This window comes from Leisingera sp. JC1 (assembly GCF_001679925.1).
Taxonomy (GTDB): Bacteria; Pseudomonadota; Alphaproteobacteria; order Rhodobacterales; family Rhodobacteraceae; genus Leisingera.
The window spans coordinates 1-15,403 of record NZ_LYUZ01000084.1 but is presented as its reverse complement, the minus strand read 5'-3'; the positions used below and the strand labels follow the sequence as shown (position 1 = coordinate 15,403).

Annotated in this window: 13 protein-coding genes; 6 read left to right on the top strand and 7 right to left on the bottom strand. The window is 62.5% G+C overall.

Annotated elements, in window-relative coordinates:
* The first annotated feature begins 204 nt into the window (after nt 1-204).
* From A9D60_RS10530 to A9D60_RS10520, 3 genes are read left to right on the top strand one after another with little or no spacing between them, the layout of a single operon-like run.
* Complete coding sequence (locus A9D60_RS10530; RefSeq protein ID WP_065267543.1) at nt 205-2,823, top strand: cation-translocating P-type ATPase; 2,619 nt, start codon at nt 205-207, stop codon at nt 2,821-2,823.
* A 44-nt stretch (nt 2,824-2,867) separates the two neighbouring features.
* Complete coding sequence (locus A9D60_RS10525) at nt 2,868-3,581, top strand: VIT1/CCC1 transporter family protein (RefSeq protein ID WP_065267579.1); 714 nt, start codon at nt 2,868-2,870, stop codon at nt 3,579-3,581.
* Between the two features lie 57 nt (nt 3,582-3,638).
* Nucleotides 3,639-4,784, top strand: coding sequence for a site-2 protease family protein (locus tag A9D60_RS10520; RefSeq protein ID WP_065267542.1), 1,146 nt, complete (start codon nt 3,639-3,641; stop codon nt 4,782-4,784).
* A gap of 10 nt (nt 4,785-4,794) precedes the next feature.
* Here A9D60_RS10520 and A9D60_RS10515 read toward each other — a convergent pair whose 3' ends face one another.
* Nucleotides 4,795-5,613, bottom strand: coding sequence for a formate/nitrite transporter family protein (locus A9D60_RS10515; RefSeq protein ID WP_065267541.1), 819 nt, complete (start codon nt 5,611-5,613; stop codon nt 4,795-4,797).
* A 41-nt stretch (nt 5,614-5,654) separates the two neighbouring features.
* Nucleotides 5,655-6,500 carry a universal stress protein gene (locus A9D60_RS10510; RefSeq protein WP_065267540.1) on the bottom strand — a complete coding sequence of 282 codons (846 nt, stop codon included), beginning with the start codon at nt 6,498-6,500 and terminating at the stop codon, nt 5,655-5,657.
* A 181-nt stretch (nt 6,501-6,681) separates the two neighbouring features.
* Between A9D60_RS10510 and A9D60_RS10505 the strand changes: the two genes are divergently transcribed.
* Nucleotides 6,682-7,089 (top strand): universal stress protein, encoded by a 408-nt coding sequence (locus A9D60_RS10505; RefSeq protein ID WP_065267539.1) that lies wholly within the window; start codon nt 6,682-6,684, stop codon nt 7,087-7,089.
* On the opposite strand, the gene A9D60_RS10500 is transcribed toward A9D60_RS10505, so the two are convergent.
* Genes A9D60_RS10500 through A9D60_RS10490 form a run of 3 tightly spaced genes read right to left on the bottom strand, consistent with a single transcriptional unit; the run spans nt 7,086 to nt 10,018 of the window.
* On the bottom strand, nt 7,086-8,210 hold the full coding sequence (locus A9D60_RS10500; RefSeq protein ID WP_065267538.1) for an ABC transporter permease: 1,125 nt from the start codon (nt 8,208-8,210) through the stop codon (nt 7,086-7,088). The two genes, A9D60_RS10505 and A9D60_RS10500, sit on opposite strands and share 4 nt — an antisense overlap.
* The gene (locus A9D60_RS10495) at nt 8,211-9,554 is read right to left on the bottom strand and encodes an ABC transporter permease (protein ID WP_254656671.1); all 1,344 of its coding nucleotides are present in this window, start codon (nt 9,552-9,554) and stop codon (nt 8,211-8,213) included.
* A gap of 32 nt (nt 9,555-9,586) precedes the next feature.
* Nucleotides 9,587-10,018, bottom strand: a complete 432-nt coding sequence (locus A9D60_RS10490) for an Lrp/AsnC family transcriptional regulator (protein WP_254656670.1) — start codon at nt 10,016-10,018, stop codon at nt 9,587-9,589.
* A gap of 142 nt (nt 10,019-10,160) precedes the next feature.
* On the opposite strand from A9D60_RS10490, the gene A9D60_RS10485 reads away from it, so the two are divergent.
* Complete coding sequence (locus A9D60_RS10485; RefSeq protein ID WP_065267537.1) at nt 10,161-10,781, top strand: LysE family translocator; 621 nt, start codon at nt 10,161-10,163, stop codon at nt 10,779-10,781.
* Nucleotides 10,782-10,785: 4 nt separating this feature from the next.
* The gene (locus A9D60_RS10480) at nt 10,786-11,754 is read left to right on the top strand and encodes a DMT family transporter (protein ID WP_065267536.1); all 969 of its coding nucleotides are present in this window, start codon (nt 10,786-10,788) and stop codon (nt 11,752-11,754) included.
* Here the strand turns inward: A9D60_RS10480 and A9D60_RS10475 are convergent.
* Complete coding sequence (locus tag A9D60_RS10475; RefSeq protein WP_065267535.1) at nt 11,695-12,261, bottom strand: recombinase family protein; 567 nt, start codon at nt 12,259-12,261, stop codon at nt 11,695-11,697. The two genes, A9D60_RS10480 and A9D60_RS10475, sit on opposite strands and share 60 nt — an antisense overlap.
* Before the next feature lie 130 nt (nt 12,262-12,391).
* Nucleotides 12,392-15,280 (bottom strand): Tn3 family transposase, encoded by a 2,889-nt coding sequence (locus A9D60_RS10470; RefSeq protein ID WP_065267534.1) that lies wholly within the window; start codon nt 15,278-15,280, stop codon nt 12,392-12,394.
* Nucleotides 15,281-15,403 lie beyond the last annotated feature (123 nt).

Genomic DNA, 15,403 nt, shown 5'->3' with positions numbered 1-15,403 from the left:
GAACAGAATAAAATAGTATTATTATCATCGTGTTATCAATGTGATTGGAATGCTTTATGCTGACTCTGTTCCGCTTTTAGTTCCGGTTTCTATTCCGGTTTGAGCCTGGCATAGGCCCCTGCGGCGTTGGTGCAGTTGCCGGAGGGGCCGGTGATGCGGCAGGCTGGAAACGGTGGCCGGTGGCGGCCGCGGAGGGCAAAGCGCATGGCAAATCCGGCTCAGGACAGCGCTGGCGGGCGGGTCAGCGGGCTGACGCGGCAGCAGGCGGAAGCGGCGCGGCGGACCTATGGCTGGAACGAGCTGCCGCGGGGCCGGCGCACCGGGCCGCTGAAAGTGTTCCTGCGCCAGTTCAGCAATTTTCTGGTGCTGATCCTGATTGCCGCCGGGATCATCGCCTTCACGCTGGGCGAGTATGCCGACACGCTGGCAATCGGGCTGGTGATCGGGCTGAACGGGATCCTGGGCTTTGTGCAGGAATGGCGGGCGGAGACCGCGCTGGAAAGCCTGCGCAGCATGCTGTCGCCGCAGGCGCTGGCGGTGCGGGACGGGCGCGAGCAGGTGATTGAGGCGCGCGAGCTGGTGCCGGGCGATCTGATCATCCTGGAGGCGGGCGCGCGGGTGCCCGCCGATGCGCATCTGGAGGAAGCTGCCGGGCTGCGGCTGGATGAAAGCGCGCTGACCGGGGAATCGGTTCCGGTGGACAAGGCGCCCGGGGGAGACGCCGCGGAGGTGTTTGCCGGCACGGTGGTGGCAGCGGGGCGGGCGCTGGCGGTGGTCACGGCGACAGGCGCGCGCACCGCCTTTGGCGAGATCGCGGCGCTGACCGGGGCGGTGGGGCTGAAGAAGACCAATCTGCAGGTGCAGCTGGGCCGCCTGGCGCGGCAGCTGGGGTTTGCGGCGCTGGCCATCGCCTCCGCGATCCTGGCGCTGGGGCTCTACATGGGGCGGGACGCGGCGGAGATGTTCATGACCGGCCTGTCGCTGTCTGTGGCAATGGTGCCGGAGGGGCTGCCCGCGGTGGTCACCATCACCCTGGCGCTGGGGGCGGCGGCGATGGTGCGCCAGAAAGCCTTGGCGCGGCGTTTGCAGGCAGTGGAAACGCTGGGCGCGGCCTCGGTCATCTGCACCGACAAGACCGGCACCCTGACTGAAAACAAGATGACCGTGACGCGGGTCTGGACGCTGGACCGCATCTATCAGGTGACCGGCACCGGCTATGACCCGGCGGGCCATATTGCCTGGAACGGCGCGGTTACCGGCGCGCGGGAGGATGCGGTGCTGGCGCAGCTGTTGGAGGCGGGGCTCACCTGCACCCATGCCAGCCTGCACCGCGAGGGCGGCCACTGGCAGATGACCGGTGCCCCGACCGAGGGCGCGCTGGTCACGCTGGGCTACAAGGGCTGGGCAGAGCTGCCGCCGCCGGATTCGGTGCTGGCGGAAATCCCCTTCAGCAGCGAGCGCAAGCGGATGAGCGTGCTGGTAAAGGGCATCGGCGGCGAAAAGGTGCTGACCAAGGGCGCGCCGGAGCAGGTTCTGAGCCTCTGCACGGAGGTGCTGACCCAGAACGGCCCGCGGCAGCTGGGTGCAGAGCAGACGGCAGCAATCACTGAAGCCTATGAGGTGATGGCAGCGGAGGGGCTGCGGGTGATCGGCCTCGCAACGGGTACGGCGCCGGGCGGAGAGATTCGAGAGCAGGACATGACCTTCCTCGGGCTGGCGGGGCTGATTGATCCGCCGCGGCCGGAGGTGCGGGCCGCAATCGGCGCGGCCCGGTCGGCGGGCATCCGGGTGATCATGATCACCGGCGACAGCCCGCTGACTGCCAAGGCGATTGCCGCCCAGCTGGGCCTGCCTGCCGGAAAGACCCTGACCGGCGATGCGCTGGAGGCGCTGGAGGATGCGGAGCTGGACCGGATCCTGCAGCAGGATGTGCTGTTTGCCCGCACAAGGCCCGCCCACAAGATGCGGATCGTCTCCGCCCTGCAGGGGCAGCATCAGATCGTGGCGATGACCGGCGACGGGGTGAATGATGCGCCGGCCCTGAAACAGGCCGACATCGGCGTCTCGATGGGGGTGCGGGGCACGGATGTGGCCAAGGATGCCTCTGACCTGGTGCTGCTGGACGATAACTTTGCCACCATTGTGCGCGCCATAGGCGAGGGGCGGCGGCAGTTCACCAATGTGCGCAAATTCGTGCGCTACCTGCTGTCTTCCAACGCGGGCGAGGTGATTGCGCTCTTGATCAATATCCTGATCGGCGGGCCGCTGATATTCCTGGCCACCCAGATCCTGTGGATGAACCTGGTCACCGACGGGGTGACGGCGGTGGCGCTGGGGCTGGAGAAGGGCGAGCCGGACCAGATGGAGCATCCGCCGCGCAGGAAGGACGCGCCGATTGTGGGGAAGGCCGGGCTGCTGACCATTCTGGCGCTGGGGCTGTATACCGGGCTCGCCAGCCTATGGCTGTTCCTGCATCTGCTGGACGGCAACGAGGATCTGGCCCGCACCGCCGCCTTTACTGCCATGGTGGTGTTTGAGAAGGCCAGCGTCTTTGCCTTCCGCTCCTTGCATCTGCCGTGCTGGCGGATCGGGTTTTTCAGCAATCCGCTGCTGCTGGCGGCGCTGGCGGTGACCATCGGGGCGCAGGTGGCGGCGGTGTACTGGCCGCCGCTGCAGGTGCTGCTGCACACGGTGCCGCTGCAGGCGGAGCACTGGGGCCTGATCGCGCTGCTGGTGCTGCCGGTCCTGGTGGTGCCGGAGGTGCTGAAAACCCTGCGCTATCTCGCCAGCCGCCGGACCAGCCGGGCAGCTGCGGCGGCTTGACCTCCCTCAATGCGGGTTTTGCCGTTTCGGGTCATCCTGCGGGCATGAAGGGCGATCACGGGCACAGCAAGGAGGACATCGCGCGGCGGCTTGCGGGCAGCAACGGCACCGGGCGGCTGCGGGATGCGGTTTACGGCGGCATTGACGGCGCGGTCACCACCTTTGCGATTGCTGCAGGTGTTGAGGGGGCCGGGTTTTCGCAAGGTGTGATCATCGCCCTGGGCATTGCCAACGTGCTGGCGGACGGGTTTTCGATGGCGGCGGCCAACTACCTGGGCACCAAGGCGGATCTGGACGACCGGCGGCGGCTTTACAAGGTGGAGAAGCGCCATATCCGCCAGTACCCGGAGGGCGAGCGCGAGGAGCTGCGCCAGATCTTCCAGGAATTGGGGCTGAGCGGCGAGGTGCTGGAAGGGGCGGTGCGGTCGGTTGCCGCCAAGCCGGAGAAGTGGATCTCGCTGATGCTGACCAGCGAATACGGGCTGGCCCCGGCCGAGCCCAACCCGGTGGCAGCGGCGCTGACCACCTTTGCCGCCTTCATGGCGGCGGGCATTGTGCCGCTCTTGCCGTTCATGCTGGGGGTGCCGGATCCGTTCCTGACGGCGGCGCTGGCCACCGGGGCGGTGTTTTTCGGCATCGGCGCCAGCAAGAGTGTCTGGTCGCTGGCGCCCTGGTGGAAATCGGGACTGGAGACGCTGGCAATCGGCTCCTGCGCTGCCGCGGTGGCCTATCTGGCGGGCAGCCTGTTCCGGGTTTGAGCCGGATCAAGGGGGCGGGGCCGGTTTGGCGCTAGGGTCGGGACGGGAGGGAAGCCGATGTTTTCCAATGCCATCAAGATCGCCACCTTGCAGGGGTTTGACATCCGCATTGACCCGAGCTGGGCGCTGATTGCCGCGCTGATCACCTGGAGCCTGTCGGCGCAGTATTTTCCGATGGTCTATCCCGGTGCCAGCGGCAGCGTGTATTTCACCTTGGCGCTGCTGGCGATGCTGGGCCTTTTTGCCTCGCTGATCCTGCACGAGATGTCCCATTCGGTGGTGGCCCGCCGCTTCGGGGTTGAGATCAAGGGGATCACCCTGTTCATCTTCGGCGGGGTTGCCGAGCTGGGATCGGAGCCGAAGACCGCCGCCAGCGAGTTCTGGATTGCGATTGCCGGCCCTCTGATGAGCTTTGCGCTGGCCCTTGGCTTCTGGCTGCTGGCTCAGATGGGCGGGTGGCTTGCGCCGGGGATGGCGCTGAACCCGGTGCTGGACTACCTGGCGCTGATCAACCTGGTGCTGGCGGTGTTCAACCTGCTGCCGGCTTTTCCCTTGGATGGCGGGCGGATCTTTCGCGCCTTCCTGTGGAGCCGCAGCCGCGACCTGCTGCAGGCGACCGCCACCGCGACCCGGATCAGCAGCTATTTTGCCTATGCGCTGATCATTTTTGGGGTCGTCGGGTTGTTTTCCGGCAACCCGGTTGCGTCGCTCTGGCAGGTGCTGATCGGGGTGTTTGTGCTGACCGCGGCCAAGGGCACCTATGCCCATCAGCTGCAGGCGGCGGCGTTCAAGGGCAAGACGGTGGCCCTGCTGATGACGCGCGACCCGGTCACGGTGGCACCGGATATCAGCCTGCAAGAGCTTGCGGATCAGGTGATGCTGGCGGAGCGCAAGAGCTTTGTGCCGGTGGTGCTGGATGATGTGCTGCTGGGCTATGCCGATACCGGGCTGCTGGCGCAGACCCCGCGCGCGGACTGGGCGGCAACCCGCGTGGGCGATGTCTATGCCGCGGCGGATGCAGATAATACGGTCGGCCCGGAAATGCCCGCCGCGGAGCTGATGGCGAAAATCTCTGCCACCGGGCGGCGCAAGTTCCTGGTGGCGGAGGACCGACAGCTGCTGGGGGTGGTCACGCTATCCGACCTGATGGGATATCTGGCGGTTCTGCAGGAAATCCGGCTGCCGGACCGCAAGGTGGAGTAAGACGGCGGCGTCAGCGGCTTTGCTCAGATGAGTGTTCAGGCTGCCGCTGCGCGGAGCCGCCGAGAAAAGCGAACCAATAGGCCAGGGCGACACCGCCCGCGCCGCCGGCGATATTGCCAAGGGTGACCCAAAAGAGGTTGGCGGCTGCCGCGGCAAGGGGGATGTCCGCCCCGGCACCCCAGGCCTGCGGAAAGAAATACATGTTGGCGATGGAGTGCTCGAGCCCCAGGAGGACGAAGGCGGTGATCGGCCAGAGGATGGCCAGGACCTTGCCAGCGGCGGTGCGGGCGGCAAAGGAGAGCCAGACGGCGAGGCAGACCAGGGCGTTGCACAGTGCACCGCGCATGAAGGCCTCAAGCGGCGTCAGATCTGCCTTGGCCATGGCAAGGGAACTGGCGGTTGCGCCCATCGGGCCGTCCAGCAGCCCCGTCAGGGCAAAGGCGGCGGCCAGCCCGGCGGCGCCCGCCAGATTTCCGGCATAGACAATGCCCCAGCTGCGCAGCAGCAGGCGCAGCGGGATCTTGCGGTCCACTGCAGCAATCACCATCAGCACGTTGCCTGTGAACAGCTCTGCCCCGGCGATCACCACCAGGATCAGGCCGAGCGAGAACACCGCACCGCCCAGCACCCGGACCGGTCCTGTGATGAGGGATGCGCCGGTCAGGGTCATGGTATAGGCCGCCGCGCCGAAGCCAATGAAAGCGCCGGCCAGCATCGCCAGCACGAACATTTGCGGCAGCGGCAGCCGGGCCTTGGCGGTCCCGGCGGTCTCTACCAGTTTTGCGATTTCGGCAGGCTTGTAGGCATCAAACGGGGCCTGGCTGGTCATTAGGCGGCTCCTGAGTTCATGGGCTAAGGGGGCAGCGGGTATCAGTGGGCAAAGAGGACCGGCAGTTCCGTCTGGTCTATCATCGTGCGGGTGGTGCCGCCAAACACTGCCTCGCGCAGGCGGGAATGGCCATAGGCGCCCATCACCACCAGACCAGCCCCGGCCTCGCGGGCGCGCTGCAGGATTGCGTGGCCGACGTCCTGGCCGCCGCCGGGGAATTGCGAAACAGTGACATTGCAGCCGTGGTGGCTGAGCCAGGTGGCAGCATCGGTGCCCGGGTCCTCGCCGTCGCGCTGGTCTGAGGCGCTGGATTCAAAGCAGCCGATCACCACTTCCTCAGCGCGGCGCAAGCGGGGCAGGGCCGCATGGGCGGCGCGGGAGGCGGCAAGGCTGCTGTCCCAGGCGAGAAAGACACGGCTGAAGCTGGCAAATGGCGAGCCGTTCACGATGACCGGAACCGGCGACTGGAACAGCAGGCCGTGCAGGGCTTCGCGGAACACGTCCTCGCGGTCCCTGAGGCCATCGGCAAACTGTGCGGTATCGCAGGTCTTGGCACGCTGGGCGCAAAGCTGCCGGATGTCAGCGCCGGCACAGACTGCGTATAGCACGTCGCCGGAGCAGCTGTTGCGGGTGAGGAGATCGTTTACCTCTGCGGCGCGGGTTTCTGCCGCCTGCCGGGCGTCCCGCAGATGATCAACCCAGTCCGCAGGCATCGCCGCCGCGCCAAAGCCCGTCGCACTGTAAACGAAGTAGGGCCTGGCGGGCAGGCTGTCCAAAAGCAGGCAGGCGAGATAGGCGTCGTGGCTCTGCGCCGCCTCGGCAGCGGCGGTGACGGTTTCATCGCTGGTGTCAGGGGCGAGCACGAAGAGAGAGGTTTGGCGTTGCATGGCAGGCCTCCGGCAGCTGGTTCGCGGCAGGCGGGCATGCACACCGCGTTCACCAGTAGAGCAGTTTTGCGGGAGGTTGCCATGATCCTGATCAATCCGCTGCCGCTGGGGCGGCTAACCTGTGTCAAGGCAGGCCGCCGCCAACCGGCGTAGACTCGGGCCGCATCAGAGGAGGAATACGATGTACAAGCATGTTCTGGTTCCGATTGCCCCGGATCACGGTGCCGATACGGCCCGGTCGCTGGAGGCTGCCCGCCTGCTGGCGGACAGCGATGCCAGGATCACCGCGCTGACCGTAGCAGATGAGATCCCCGGCTATGTGGTTCAGCAGCTGCCCAAGGGTCTGCTGGAAAACACCCTCGCCGAGATGCTGGCAGAGCTGAAGGCGGATCTGGGCGGGGTGACGGACGTCGAGGCGGACTTGGTCACCGGCCACGCCGGGCGCACGATCACCGATTACGCGGACGCGCATGGCGCCGACTGCATTGTCATCGCCTCGCACCGGCCGGGCCTGCAGGATTATTTCCTGGGTTCGACAGCGGCACGGGTCGTGCGCCATGCCAAATGCACCGTGGTTGTGATCCGTTAGCCGTCCTGCGCCACTGAGCGGCGGAACAGAACCAGGCTGGTTGCCAGCAGGGCCGCGCCCAGCAGTGCCATCCACAGGAATTCCGGCCAGACGGTCTCAGCCCCAGCGCCCTTGAAGACGATGGCCTGGCTGGCGGCCATGTAGTGCCGCGAGGGCAGGAGGGTGGTGGCGGCCTGCAGCCACGCGGGCTGGCTTTCCACCGGGGTTTCGCCGCCCGACAGCATCAGCATCGGCAGGATGGTAAGCATCACCAGCAGCGCAAACTGCGCCATCGAGCGCGCGACGGTTGCCAGGAATACCCCCAGCGCGGTTGCGGTGAACAGGAACAGCGCCGTGCCGCAGAGAAACAGCAGCGTGGATCCCGCGATGGTGATGTCCAGCACCCCCTGCATGACAAAACCCAGCGACAGGGCCGCCGCAGCCAGCACCACCGCGGCGTTGGCCCAGATCTTGGCAACCGCGATGTCAAAGGGCGACAGCGGCATCGCCAAAAGATGCTCAATGGTGCCGTGCTCGCGCTCGCGGATCATCGCGGCGCCGGTGAGGATCGTGGTCAGCCACATGATCTGGCCGATCAGCGCGTTGATGCCGGCAAAGCGAACGGTGTCGCGGTTCGGGTTGAAGGCGCTGCGGATAATGATGTCCAGCGGCTGCGGCTGGGCCAGATCGGCGCCGATGGCAAAGCGGCGGATCTCGGTGCTGAGGATGCTGGTGATGTAGCTGGCGCCGATGCCCGCCTGTTCCATTGCGGTGGCGTCGATCAGCACCTGGATTTCCGGCACGCGGGCGGCGCGCAGGTCTTTTTCGAATCCGGGCGGCACGGCGACGACGAACAGGAAATCGCCCGCATCCATCCGGGCGGCACCGGTGCCCGGTTCGATCTGCACCACCGGCTGGAACTCGGGCGGGAAGAAGGCGGCGGCCAAGGTGCGGGACAGGGGGGAGTTGTCCTCATCCGCAAAGGCGATCGAGGCGTTGTTGACCGAGGTGGCGACCCCGGTCGCCTCCATCACCGGCGCCAGGGTGAAGGACCAGGCCAGGAGCGCCATCATCACCCAGTCGCGGCGCAGGCTCATCATCTCTTTGAGGCCGAGCCAGAATATGCAGGAGAGCCGCCGCATCTATTTCTCCTGCGCCCGCAGGGCGAGTGCGGCCAGCAGGGTGAGGGCCGGCCCGAAGCAGGCCCGCGCCAGGATGTCGGGCAGCAGCGCCTCCCAGCCCAGCCCCTTGGTGAAGGCGCCGACGTTCAGATGCAGGAAATAAGACGACGGCCACAGCGCGCCGATGGTCTGGGCGCCATCCTCCAGTGTCGAGACCGGCTGCAGCAGGCCGGAGAACTGGATCGTCGGCACCACCGAGGCGATGGTGGTTGCAAAGGTCGCCGCCACCTGGCTGGAGGTCATGGTGGCGATCAGCAGCCCGTAGGACGTGGCGGCCCAGACATAGAGCAGCGCGCCCAGGGCCAGCGGCAGCGGGTCGCCCTTGAGCGGCACCCCGAAGACCGCGATGGTCATTGCCGTCAGCAGCAGGAAGTTCAGATAGGCGATTGCGATATAGGGGATCTGCTTGCCGATCAGGAACTCCAGCCGGGTGGTCGGGGTGACGTAAAAATTGGTGACTGAGCCCAGCTCCTTTTCCCGCGCGACGCTGACCGCCATCAGCACCGCAGGCAGCATGATCAGCAGGATTGCGGGCATTGCCGGCGCCATCGCGGCAATGCTTTCAAAGCTCTGATTGTAGCGGAACCGCGGCTGTATGCGGGCGATTTCGGGCTGGCGGGTGCCACGGGCGGCGGCCTGTGCGGTCAGGAATGTCTGATGCAGACCGGCGGCGTAGCCCTCCACCGTTTCGCCCTTGAAGGGGATCGCGCCATCGACAATCGCCAGCACCTCTGCCGGTTCACCGGCGCGCAGCTTGCGCCCGAAACCGGGGGGGAGTTCGATCACCAGCGAGACCTCGCCCGAGACCAGCCGGCTGCGCCCTTCGGCAGCGCTGGACAGGGGCGGGGTGGGGCGGAAGTAGCGGGAGCCGGATATCTCCGCGAGGTAGGCGCGGCTTTCGGGGCTTTGCGACAGGTCGAGGGCGGCATAGTCCAGCTCATCAATGTCCAGCGAAATGCCAAAGCAGAACACCAGCATCAGGATCACCGAGCCAAGGAAGGCAAAGGCAAGCCGCACCCGGTCGCGCAGGACCTCGACCGTTTCGCGCCGGGCATAGGCCAGCGCGCGGGTGAGGGAGCCGCCGGCCGGAGCGGCGCCTGTATGCACGGCTGTTTCGGGAGCGGAGACCGGGGCAGGGGGGTCGGCGGCCTTGAGAATGGAGACAAAGGCCTGTTCCAGCGTATCCGGCCCAAGGGGCCCGAAGCTGCAAAAGTGACCAAAATCTAGAACATTTGTGAACGCTTGAAGCCCCCGCCATTCGCTGCGCACTGCTTGAACTGGAAAGACGCGGGACAATGTGAGCATTCGCTGCGCCTGCGCCAGTGTCTGCAATGGCTTTAAAATGGAGGCGGCCGCATTCTCACCGGGCTGGATTTCACGATAGATGTATTTGTCGTCGCCATCCGGCTGAATGTTTCCAGCAGCGGGTCCAGTTCGCCAATCTCTTTCAGCAAGATACGAGCCACGAAACCATCCTCCCCAGTAACCTTGTCGCATTGTACGATCCTGTCGGTCTCCTGAATTTGCGCTTCCAGCACATGGCGCTTGCCGGGGAGCGGCCGAAACCTCACTACGGCTTCGAGTGAGAAACCCAACGCGGCTGGAGCAATCTCGACCGCGAAGCCCTGAATTACACCTGTGTCCTGAAGCCGTTTCACGCGATCGCGGATGGTTGGCGCCGAGACCCCCGCCTCGGTGGCGAGGTCTTTCCAACTGACGCGCGCGTCACGCGCCAGAGCGGTTAGAATGCAGCGGTCAAGATCGTCCAATGGGCTTCTCATAAAAAACCAACTAGCGCATACAGCCTCATAAAGCACGATCCATTTAGCGAGAGACTTTTCTTGCTGAAAGTACGGGCGACCGGTTGAATGGTAGATTTCCTGCAATCTGACTTCATCGGCAGGAGGCACCATGAACTGGGCGCTTTGGATATCGTTCGCAACCGTATCGGCCGTGAATATCGTGACACCGGGACCGGCAAATCTGAACACGGTGCGCCGTGCCGTGCAATTGGGCGGCAAACGTGTCCTGCCAACAATATTTGGCAACGCCCTCGGCCTTGCCATTGGCGGGGCCATTTGCGCGGCAGGGATCGCGTCCTTTGTGATGGCCTCGGGCTTTTTGTGGTCACTCTTTCGCTGGTTGGGCGTTACCTATCTTGCCTGGCTTGGCCTCAAGCTGATCTTCAGAAAAGAAAGGTTGTCCCTGACGGCACAGATAGAAGCGCCTGTGCGCGCCAAGGCGCTGTTCTCCGAGGCCTTCCTGCTTGCCGCGTCCAACCCCAAGGCGCTGCTCTTCTATATGGCGCTGTTCCCGCAGATATTGGACCCGGAGCGCGGTCTGGCGCCGCAGGCGGGCATTCTGATCCTGACCTATTGCGGTCTGTCCATCCTGTCTCTCAGCACCTATTCCGCATTGGCGCACGTGCTGCGGACCCGGTTCATGACCCAGGCGAGATACGACAGGTTCCGGCAGATTTCGGGCGCCGTTCTCCTGGGCTTTGCGGCCAAGCTTCTCACCGGCATGAGGTAGGTCCATGAAGTATAGCCTGTTAATCCTTCTGGGGTTGCTGTGGAGCCTGCGCCTCGCAGCCATGAAATCAGCGGGTCAGTCGGGTATTCCGCCTCATGTGGTCGCTCCGGTATCGATCTTGGGAATAGCGATCATCTATTCAGCCGCAGCTGCCATGCGCCGCAGATGGCCGCCGCTCGGCCGACACGCCATCGCATTCTATCTATTCAGCGGCGTCCTTGGCTTTGTTCTGCCATTCATCCTAGAGATCGTGGTCGCGCCCCAGCTCCCATTGTTCGCCTTTGTCGTTATCATTTCCACGATGCCCGTTCTCACGTCCATGCTCGCCGCTATTCTTGGCGTGGAGCATCTGAACATGAAGCGGGTCTGCTCGGTTCTTCTGGGGTTTGGCGCCGCGCTTCTGGTCTTATGGGATACCGCGGATCTCCCGACTGGAAAAGTTGCATGGCCATGCCTTCTTGCAGCTTTGGCGGTTCCAACTCTCTACGCTGCAAACACGGTTTTTGTCGCCTCCCGGTGGCCAAAACAGGTGGATGCATTGCACGTGGCCAATGCGCAGGCACTTATCGTTTCGATAGCCTCCATTGCAGGGGGAGTGGCTTCCGGCATCATCTCTGAGTGGCACCTGGCAGCGTCGAACATACCAGCCGTCGGCACAATCAGTGCCAGTGAGGGACTTGCATTGCTTGTCTACTTGAAACTGACCCGCGACCATGGCCCGACGCTCGTTTCACTTGCAAATTTCATCTCGCTGTTTATGGCCGCGATACTCGGAGCCATTTTCTTCGATGACCGGTTTACCTGGATGTCTGCTCTGGCGGGATTGGTTCTCGTAGCGGCTTTGGCCATGCGCAATCAGGATGAGCGGTACCGCGCATCGCACGGGGGCTCTCTCGTTGAATCCGCTGCAGTTTCAATCAACGACCGCTTCGGTTTCGGGATCTGCGAGTGCCCGGTAGACGGTCATTCTTGAAACCCCCAAATCTCGGGCGATCTGCGCTTTGGCAATGCCTTCACTTGCCAGTCGCCGAATTTCATCATCATCAACGGATTTCCGTCTCCCCTTGTAAACACCCTTTTCCTTGGCCGCCTCGATCCCGGTGCGCTGTCGGTCGCGGATGAACTTGAGCTCCATGTCAGCGACCATGCCGAGGACGGTGATGACCATGCGGCCCATATCCCCGCCGGTGGTGACTTCAGGTTCCAGCACGCGGAGCGATGCGCCTTTGGCATCCAGCTCGTGGACCAAATTCAGCACATCTCGGGTGGAGCGGCCGAGGCGGTCCAGACGATGCACGACCAGCTCGTCGCCTTCGCGCAGGAACTCCATTACCGTTACCAACTCGGAACGATCATCACGTGACGCCCCGGAAGCTGTTTCAGAGCGGATGACCTGACAACCTGCTGCCTTTAGTTTGGCTTTCTGGATATCGAGATCCTGGCTTGATGAGCTGACGCGGGCGTATCCGATCCTGGGCATGGCAATCTGTCACATTAGGGTGGCTTGCTCTCTGATACTGTAACAAGATGCAGTTGACCACTCATTTGTGACATTTTGAGCTGTCACAACAGCTTGTCTCCTATGGGTGCACCCATATGTGACGACATAATCATGCGGCCATCGCTTCAAAATCGATCCGCTTGCCCAGATCGACATCGAACCGGCCATAAGGATTGATGTGGGAATAGATTAGCGGGGATAGTCCGCGATAATCACGCTCGGATAGATGATCCGCCCAAGTGGGCCCGGCCAATACCGACTGCACCATGCGTGTGTTCACATAGACCAGTGATGCCTGAAGCAGATGAAGGGCGTGAGCGGAGATTTCCTGATCGGAAATCCGGTTGCTGGAAATCTCGCCGCCTTTGCCGAAGAATACGAAACCATTGGCACTGTTCCAATTCTCGACCACATTCAACCCGTCATGGATCTCCCGGCGAAAATCTTCAGATCGTAGGTAGCGACACAGGAAGATCGTCTTGATAGCGCGGCCCAGTTCAGCGAGCGCCTTGTAGGTTGGATGCATCACATCGGCGCGGGCAAACCGGCGCAGGATCGCTTCCGGCTCTGCTGTACCATGTTGCATGGCCGCAGCGTATTTGACCATCTCATCATACTGCTGTTCGATTTCAGCCCAGTCGATGGTTCCGGACAGGATCGGCAGAAGGTTTGGCAACTGCCCTCTCATCCCGGAATTTGGTAACGCCAGTTTCTGTCGCGCGATGGCTTTTAGGCGGGGAGCCAAATCAAATCCCAGCAGATGGCAGAAAGCAAATCCAATCGCGCTCTGACCATGACTGTCCACATACTGGCGTTGGATTTCCATGTCGGTGCAGTGCCGCAGAACACCCTCAATCATTGCCGCCACCTCGGATGAAGAGCAGCGCTTCAGTTGAGAATAAACACAGGTCGCCTGGCGTTCGACATGCCAGTAAATCATGACACCGCGCCCACCATAGCGGGCATGCCATTCAGTCATCAGGTTCCGGTCCCAGGCTCCGAATTTGGTAGAATCCGCCGCACAGGCTGTTCCCGCATCGCCCCATATTTCTGGGTTTCGAACGGCCAGAGTAGAATTTGCTACGCGAGCGGCCGCGGCTCGAAGAGAGGCTGGGTCGATGTAACGGCGGCGAACGTGCTTAAGTTCGTCATAACTGATCCCCGGCACTCCAGCGGCGATGCGCTTCAGGCCAGCATTTGTACCCAGGCCATATAGACAAAGAAGAAGCCGCTGATCTCGGAGGCAACGCGGCAGGGCTTCGCGGCTGGCCGAGGTTTCAAAAGCATCAAGAAAGCCGGTGTCCAGCGCGGTTTCTTTCAACGTATCCAGTAGTCCCGTCATTGGCCACCGTTTGCCAATCTCCGACTTCAGGCTGAGAAGCCCTTTGGGTTCCGGAGCGGGAACAAAGGGCGTAATGCAGATCCGGTTCTCACCGGACCATCGCAACCGAACCTTGTTGTTGGCGCGCAACGTCGCATTTAACTGGAACAATTCATGCCCCAGCTGCTCTCGCAAAGACCGGGAAAATTCCTGCGCGTCTTGGGTGAGCTTCAATCCAGTATAGTAGGCGCCCCGTTTCTCGGGAAAATCTCTGGGCAGGTCATCGTCTGGATTGCGAAAACGATCTGCACCTTCAATCCAGATTTCCTTGGCCCGGATGCGGTCCCTCAATTGGGCCAGAACACAGAGTTCATAAGAAATGACATTCAGACGCCCCCGTTCATCAATCACAGTTCCCCGCCACTTGCGTGGGATTGAATCGTCCGGGGCCAGGGATGACGGAGCGTAGCGCCGCCCCTCTTTATTCAGGCGGGTGATCAGAGACAGGGCGTTCAGGATCGGTCGCCAGGTCTCATTGTTAGAACGGAACTTCAGAACCGACAAAAGAGAGGGCAGCATCCGGCGATAATGGCTGGCGTACGATCCCCGCATCACGGTTTGAATCCGGACATCCAATGTGCCTTTGGCACGATGTTCGTCTATGATGGCCTTTAACTTGGCCGCCCCCGCGATAGGAAAGATCACATCCGAAACCTTTCCGTTCGGCGCCATCATCGAGGCGGTGGCAATATCCACCAACAACCGTTCCTTTCCGTGGACTTTCTCGATGTCAGCGGCAATCTTGCCGATCACCTTCCGCCGGGATTTCGTCCCGATGCGGTGCACAACTTCAATCAGCAAGTCCACCAGTCCATCAATCAGCTTTGCTCTGCGCGACATTAAATAGATAGCCAGTAATCCAAGGCGTTTTTCGCGTTTATGCCGCCGCATCTCAGAGGCAGTCTCTCCCTCAACCCGGCGCACCAGAATCTTGATCCATGACGGATCAACGCTGGACATCATATCAAACGGCAAGTCGAGACCTTGAATAAAGGCAAGCCGGTCAGCAGCATCCAACACGCTTTCCAGCGTTGCGGCGCCAACATCGTCTTTCAAACGCTGAAACCCGTGACCGCCACGCGGATCGGTAAGGCCGACCTCAAAAGCCTCTGACGCATTTGGTGACAGCGCCTTCGCGATACCAGCTAATAGACCATCTACAAATGCAATCCGTGCGGTTCGAATGGAACGCGCCAGGATGCCTTCGGCTGGCGGGAGCAAGCATCTTTCCCGAAACCAGCGATAGCATTGGTCAAGCATGTCGCCTATTGAGCCACCATTTGGGCAAATCACATCACGCAACCAAATTTTGAGCTCAGCGCGATGGTTCGCCTGTGTTCGGGAAAGACCAAGGTGCTTGGCTATCTCCAGCCGATAGCGGCGGGCAGTCCGGTCAGAAAAGGACCGAAGGGGGCGAACAGCCTGCATGTCGAGTTGGGAGGCGACATAGTCGACTGTAGTGTCGTCGACATTGGTCCAGTCTTCGACAAATCTACCTGCGCAGCGAACGCTGCAAATCTGTAGTGCGACCTCAAGGCAAACAGACTGGGGCAGCGACGATAGAAAATCCATATCCTGAAAGGACAAGCTCCATTTGCGTGCCGCGCTGGCATCCATCTACCCAACTCCAAAATACCGCATGAAAGCAAATGGCTACGAGTTTTCGTGATTAGCGCAACATAAATCGTTCACAAATGTTCTGAATTTTGGCCACTTTTTCACGTTCGAGCCCCTTGGGCC

Coding starts and splice junctions, on each gene's coding strand:
- A9D60_RS10530 (WP_065267543.1), top strand. CDS start 205: ATGGCAAATCCGGCTCAGGACAGCGCTGGCGGGCGGGTCAGCGGGCTG.
- A9D60_RS10525 (WP_065267579.1), top strand. CDS start 2,868: ATGAAGGGCGATCACGGGCACAGCAAGGAGGACATCGCGCGGCGGCTT.
- A9D60_RS10520 (WP_065267542.1), top strand. CDS start 3,639: ATGTTTTCCAATGCCATCAAGATCGCCACCTTGCAGGGGTTTGACATC.
- A9D60_RS10515 (WP_065267541.1), bottom strand. CDS start 5,613: ATGACCAGCCAGGCCCCGTTTGATGCCTACAAGCCTGCCGAAATCGCA.
- A9D60_RS10510 (WP_065267540.1), bottom strand. CDS start 6,500: ATGCAACGCCAAACCTCTCTCTTCGTGCTCGCCCCTGACACCAGCGAT.
- A9D60_RS10505 (WP_065267539.1), top strand. CDS start 6,682: ATGTACAAGCATGTTCTGGTTCCGATTGCCCCGGATCACGGTGCCGAT.
- A9D60_RS10500 (WP_065267538.1), bottom strand. CDS start 8,210: ATGCGGCGGCTCTCCTGCATATTCTGGCTCGGCCTCAAAGAGATGATG.
- A9D60_RS10495 (WP_254656671.1), bottom strand. CDS start 9,554: ATGCTCACATTGTCCCGCGTCTTTCCAGTTCAAGCAGTGCGCAGCGAA.
- A9D60_RS10485 (WP_065267537.1), top strand. CDS start 10,161: ATGAACTGGGCGCTTTGGATATCGTTCGCAACCGTATCGGCCGTGAAT.
- A9D60_RS10480 (WP_065267536.1), top strand. CDS start 10,786: ATGAAGTATAGCCTGTTAATCCTTCTGGGGTTGCTGTGGAGCCTGCGC.
- A9D60_RS10475 (WP_065267535.1), bottom strand. CDS start 12,261: ATGCCCAGGATCGGATACGCCCGCGTCAGCTCATCAAGCCAGGATCTC.
- A9D60_RS10470 (WP_065267534.1), bottom strand. CDS start 15,280: ATGGATGCCAGCGCGGCACGCAAATGGAGCTTGTCCTTTCAGGATATG.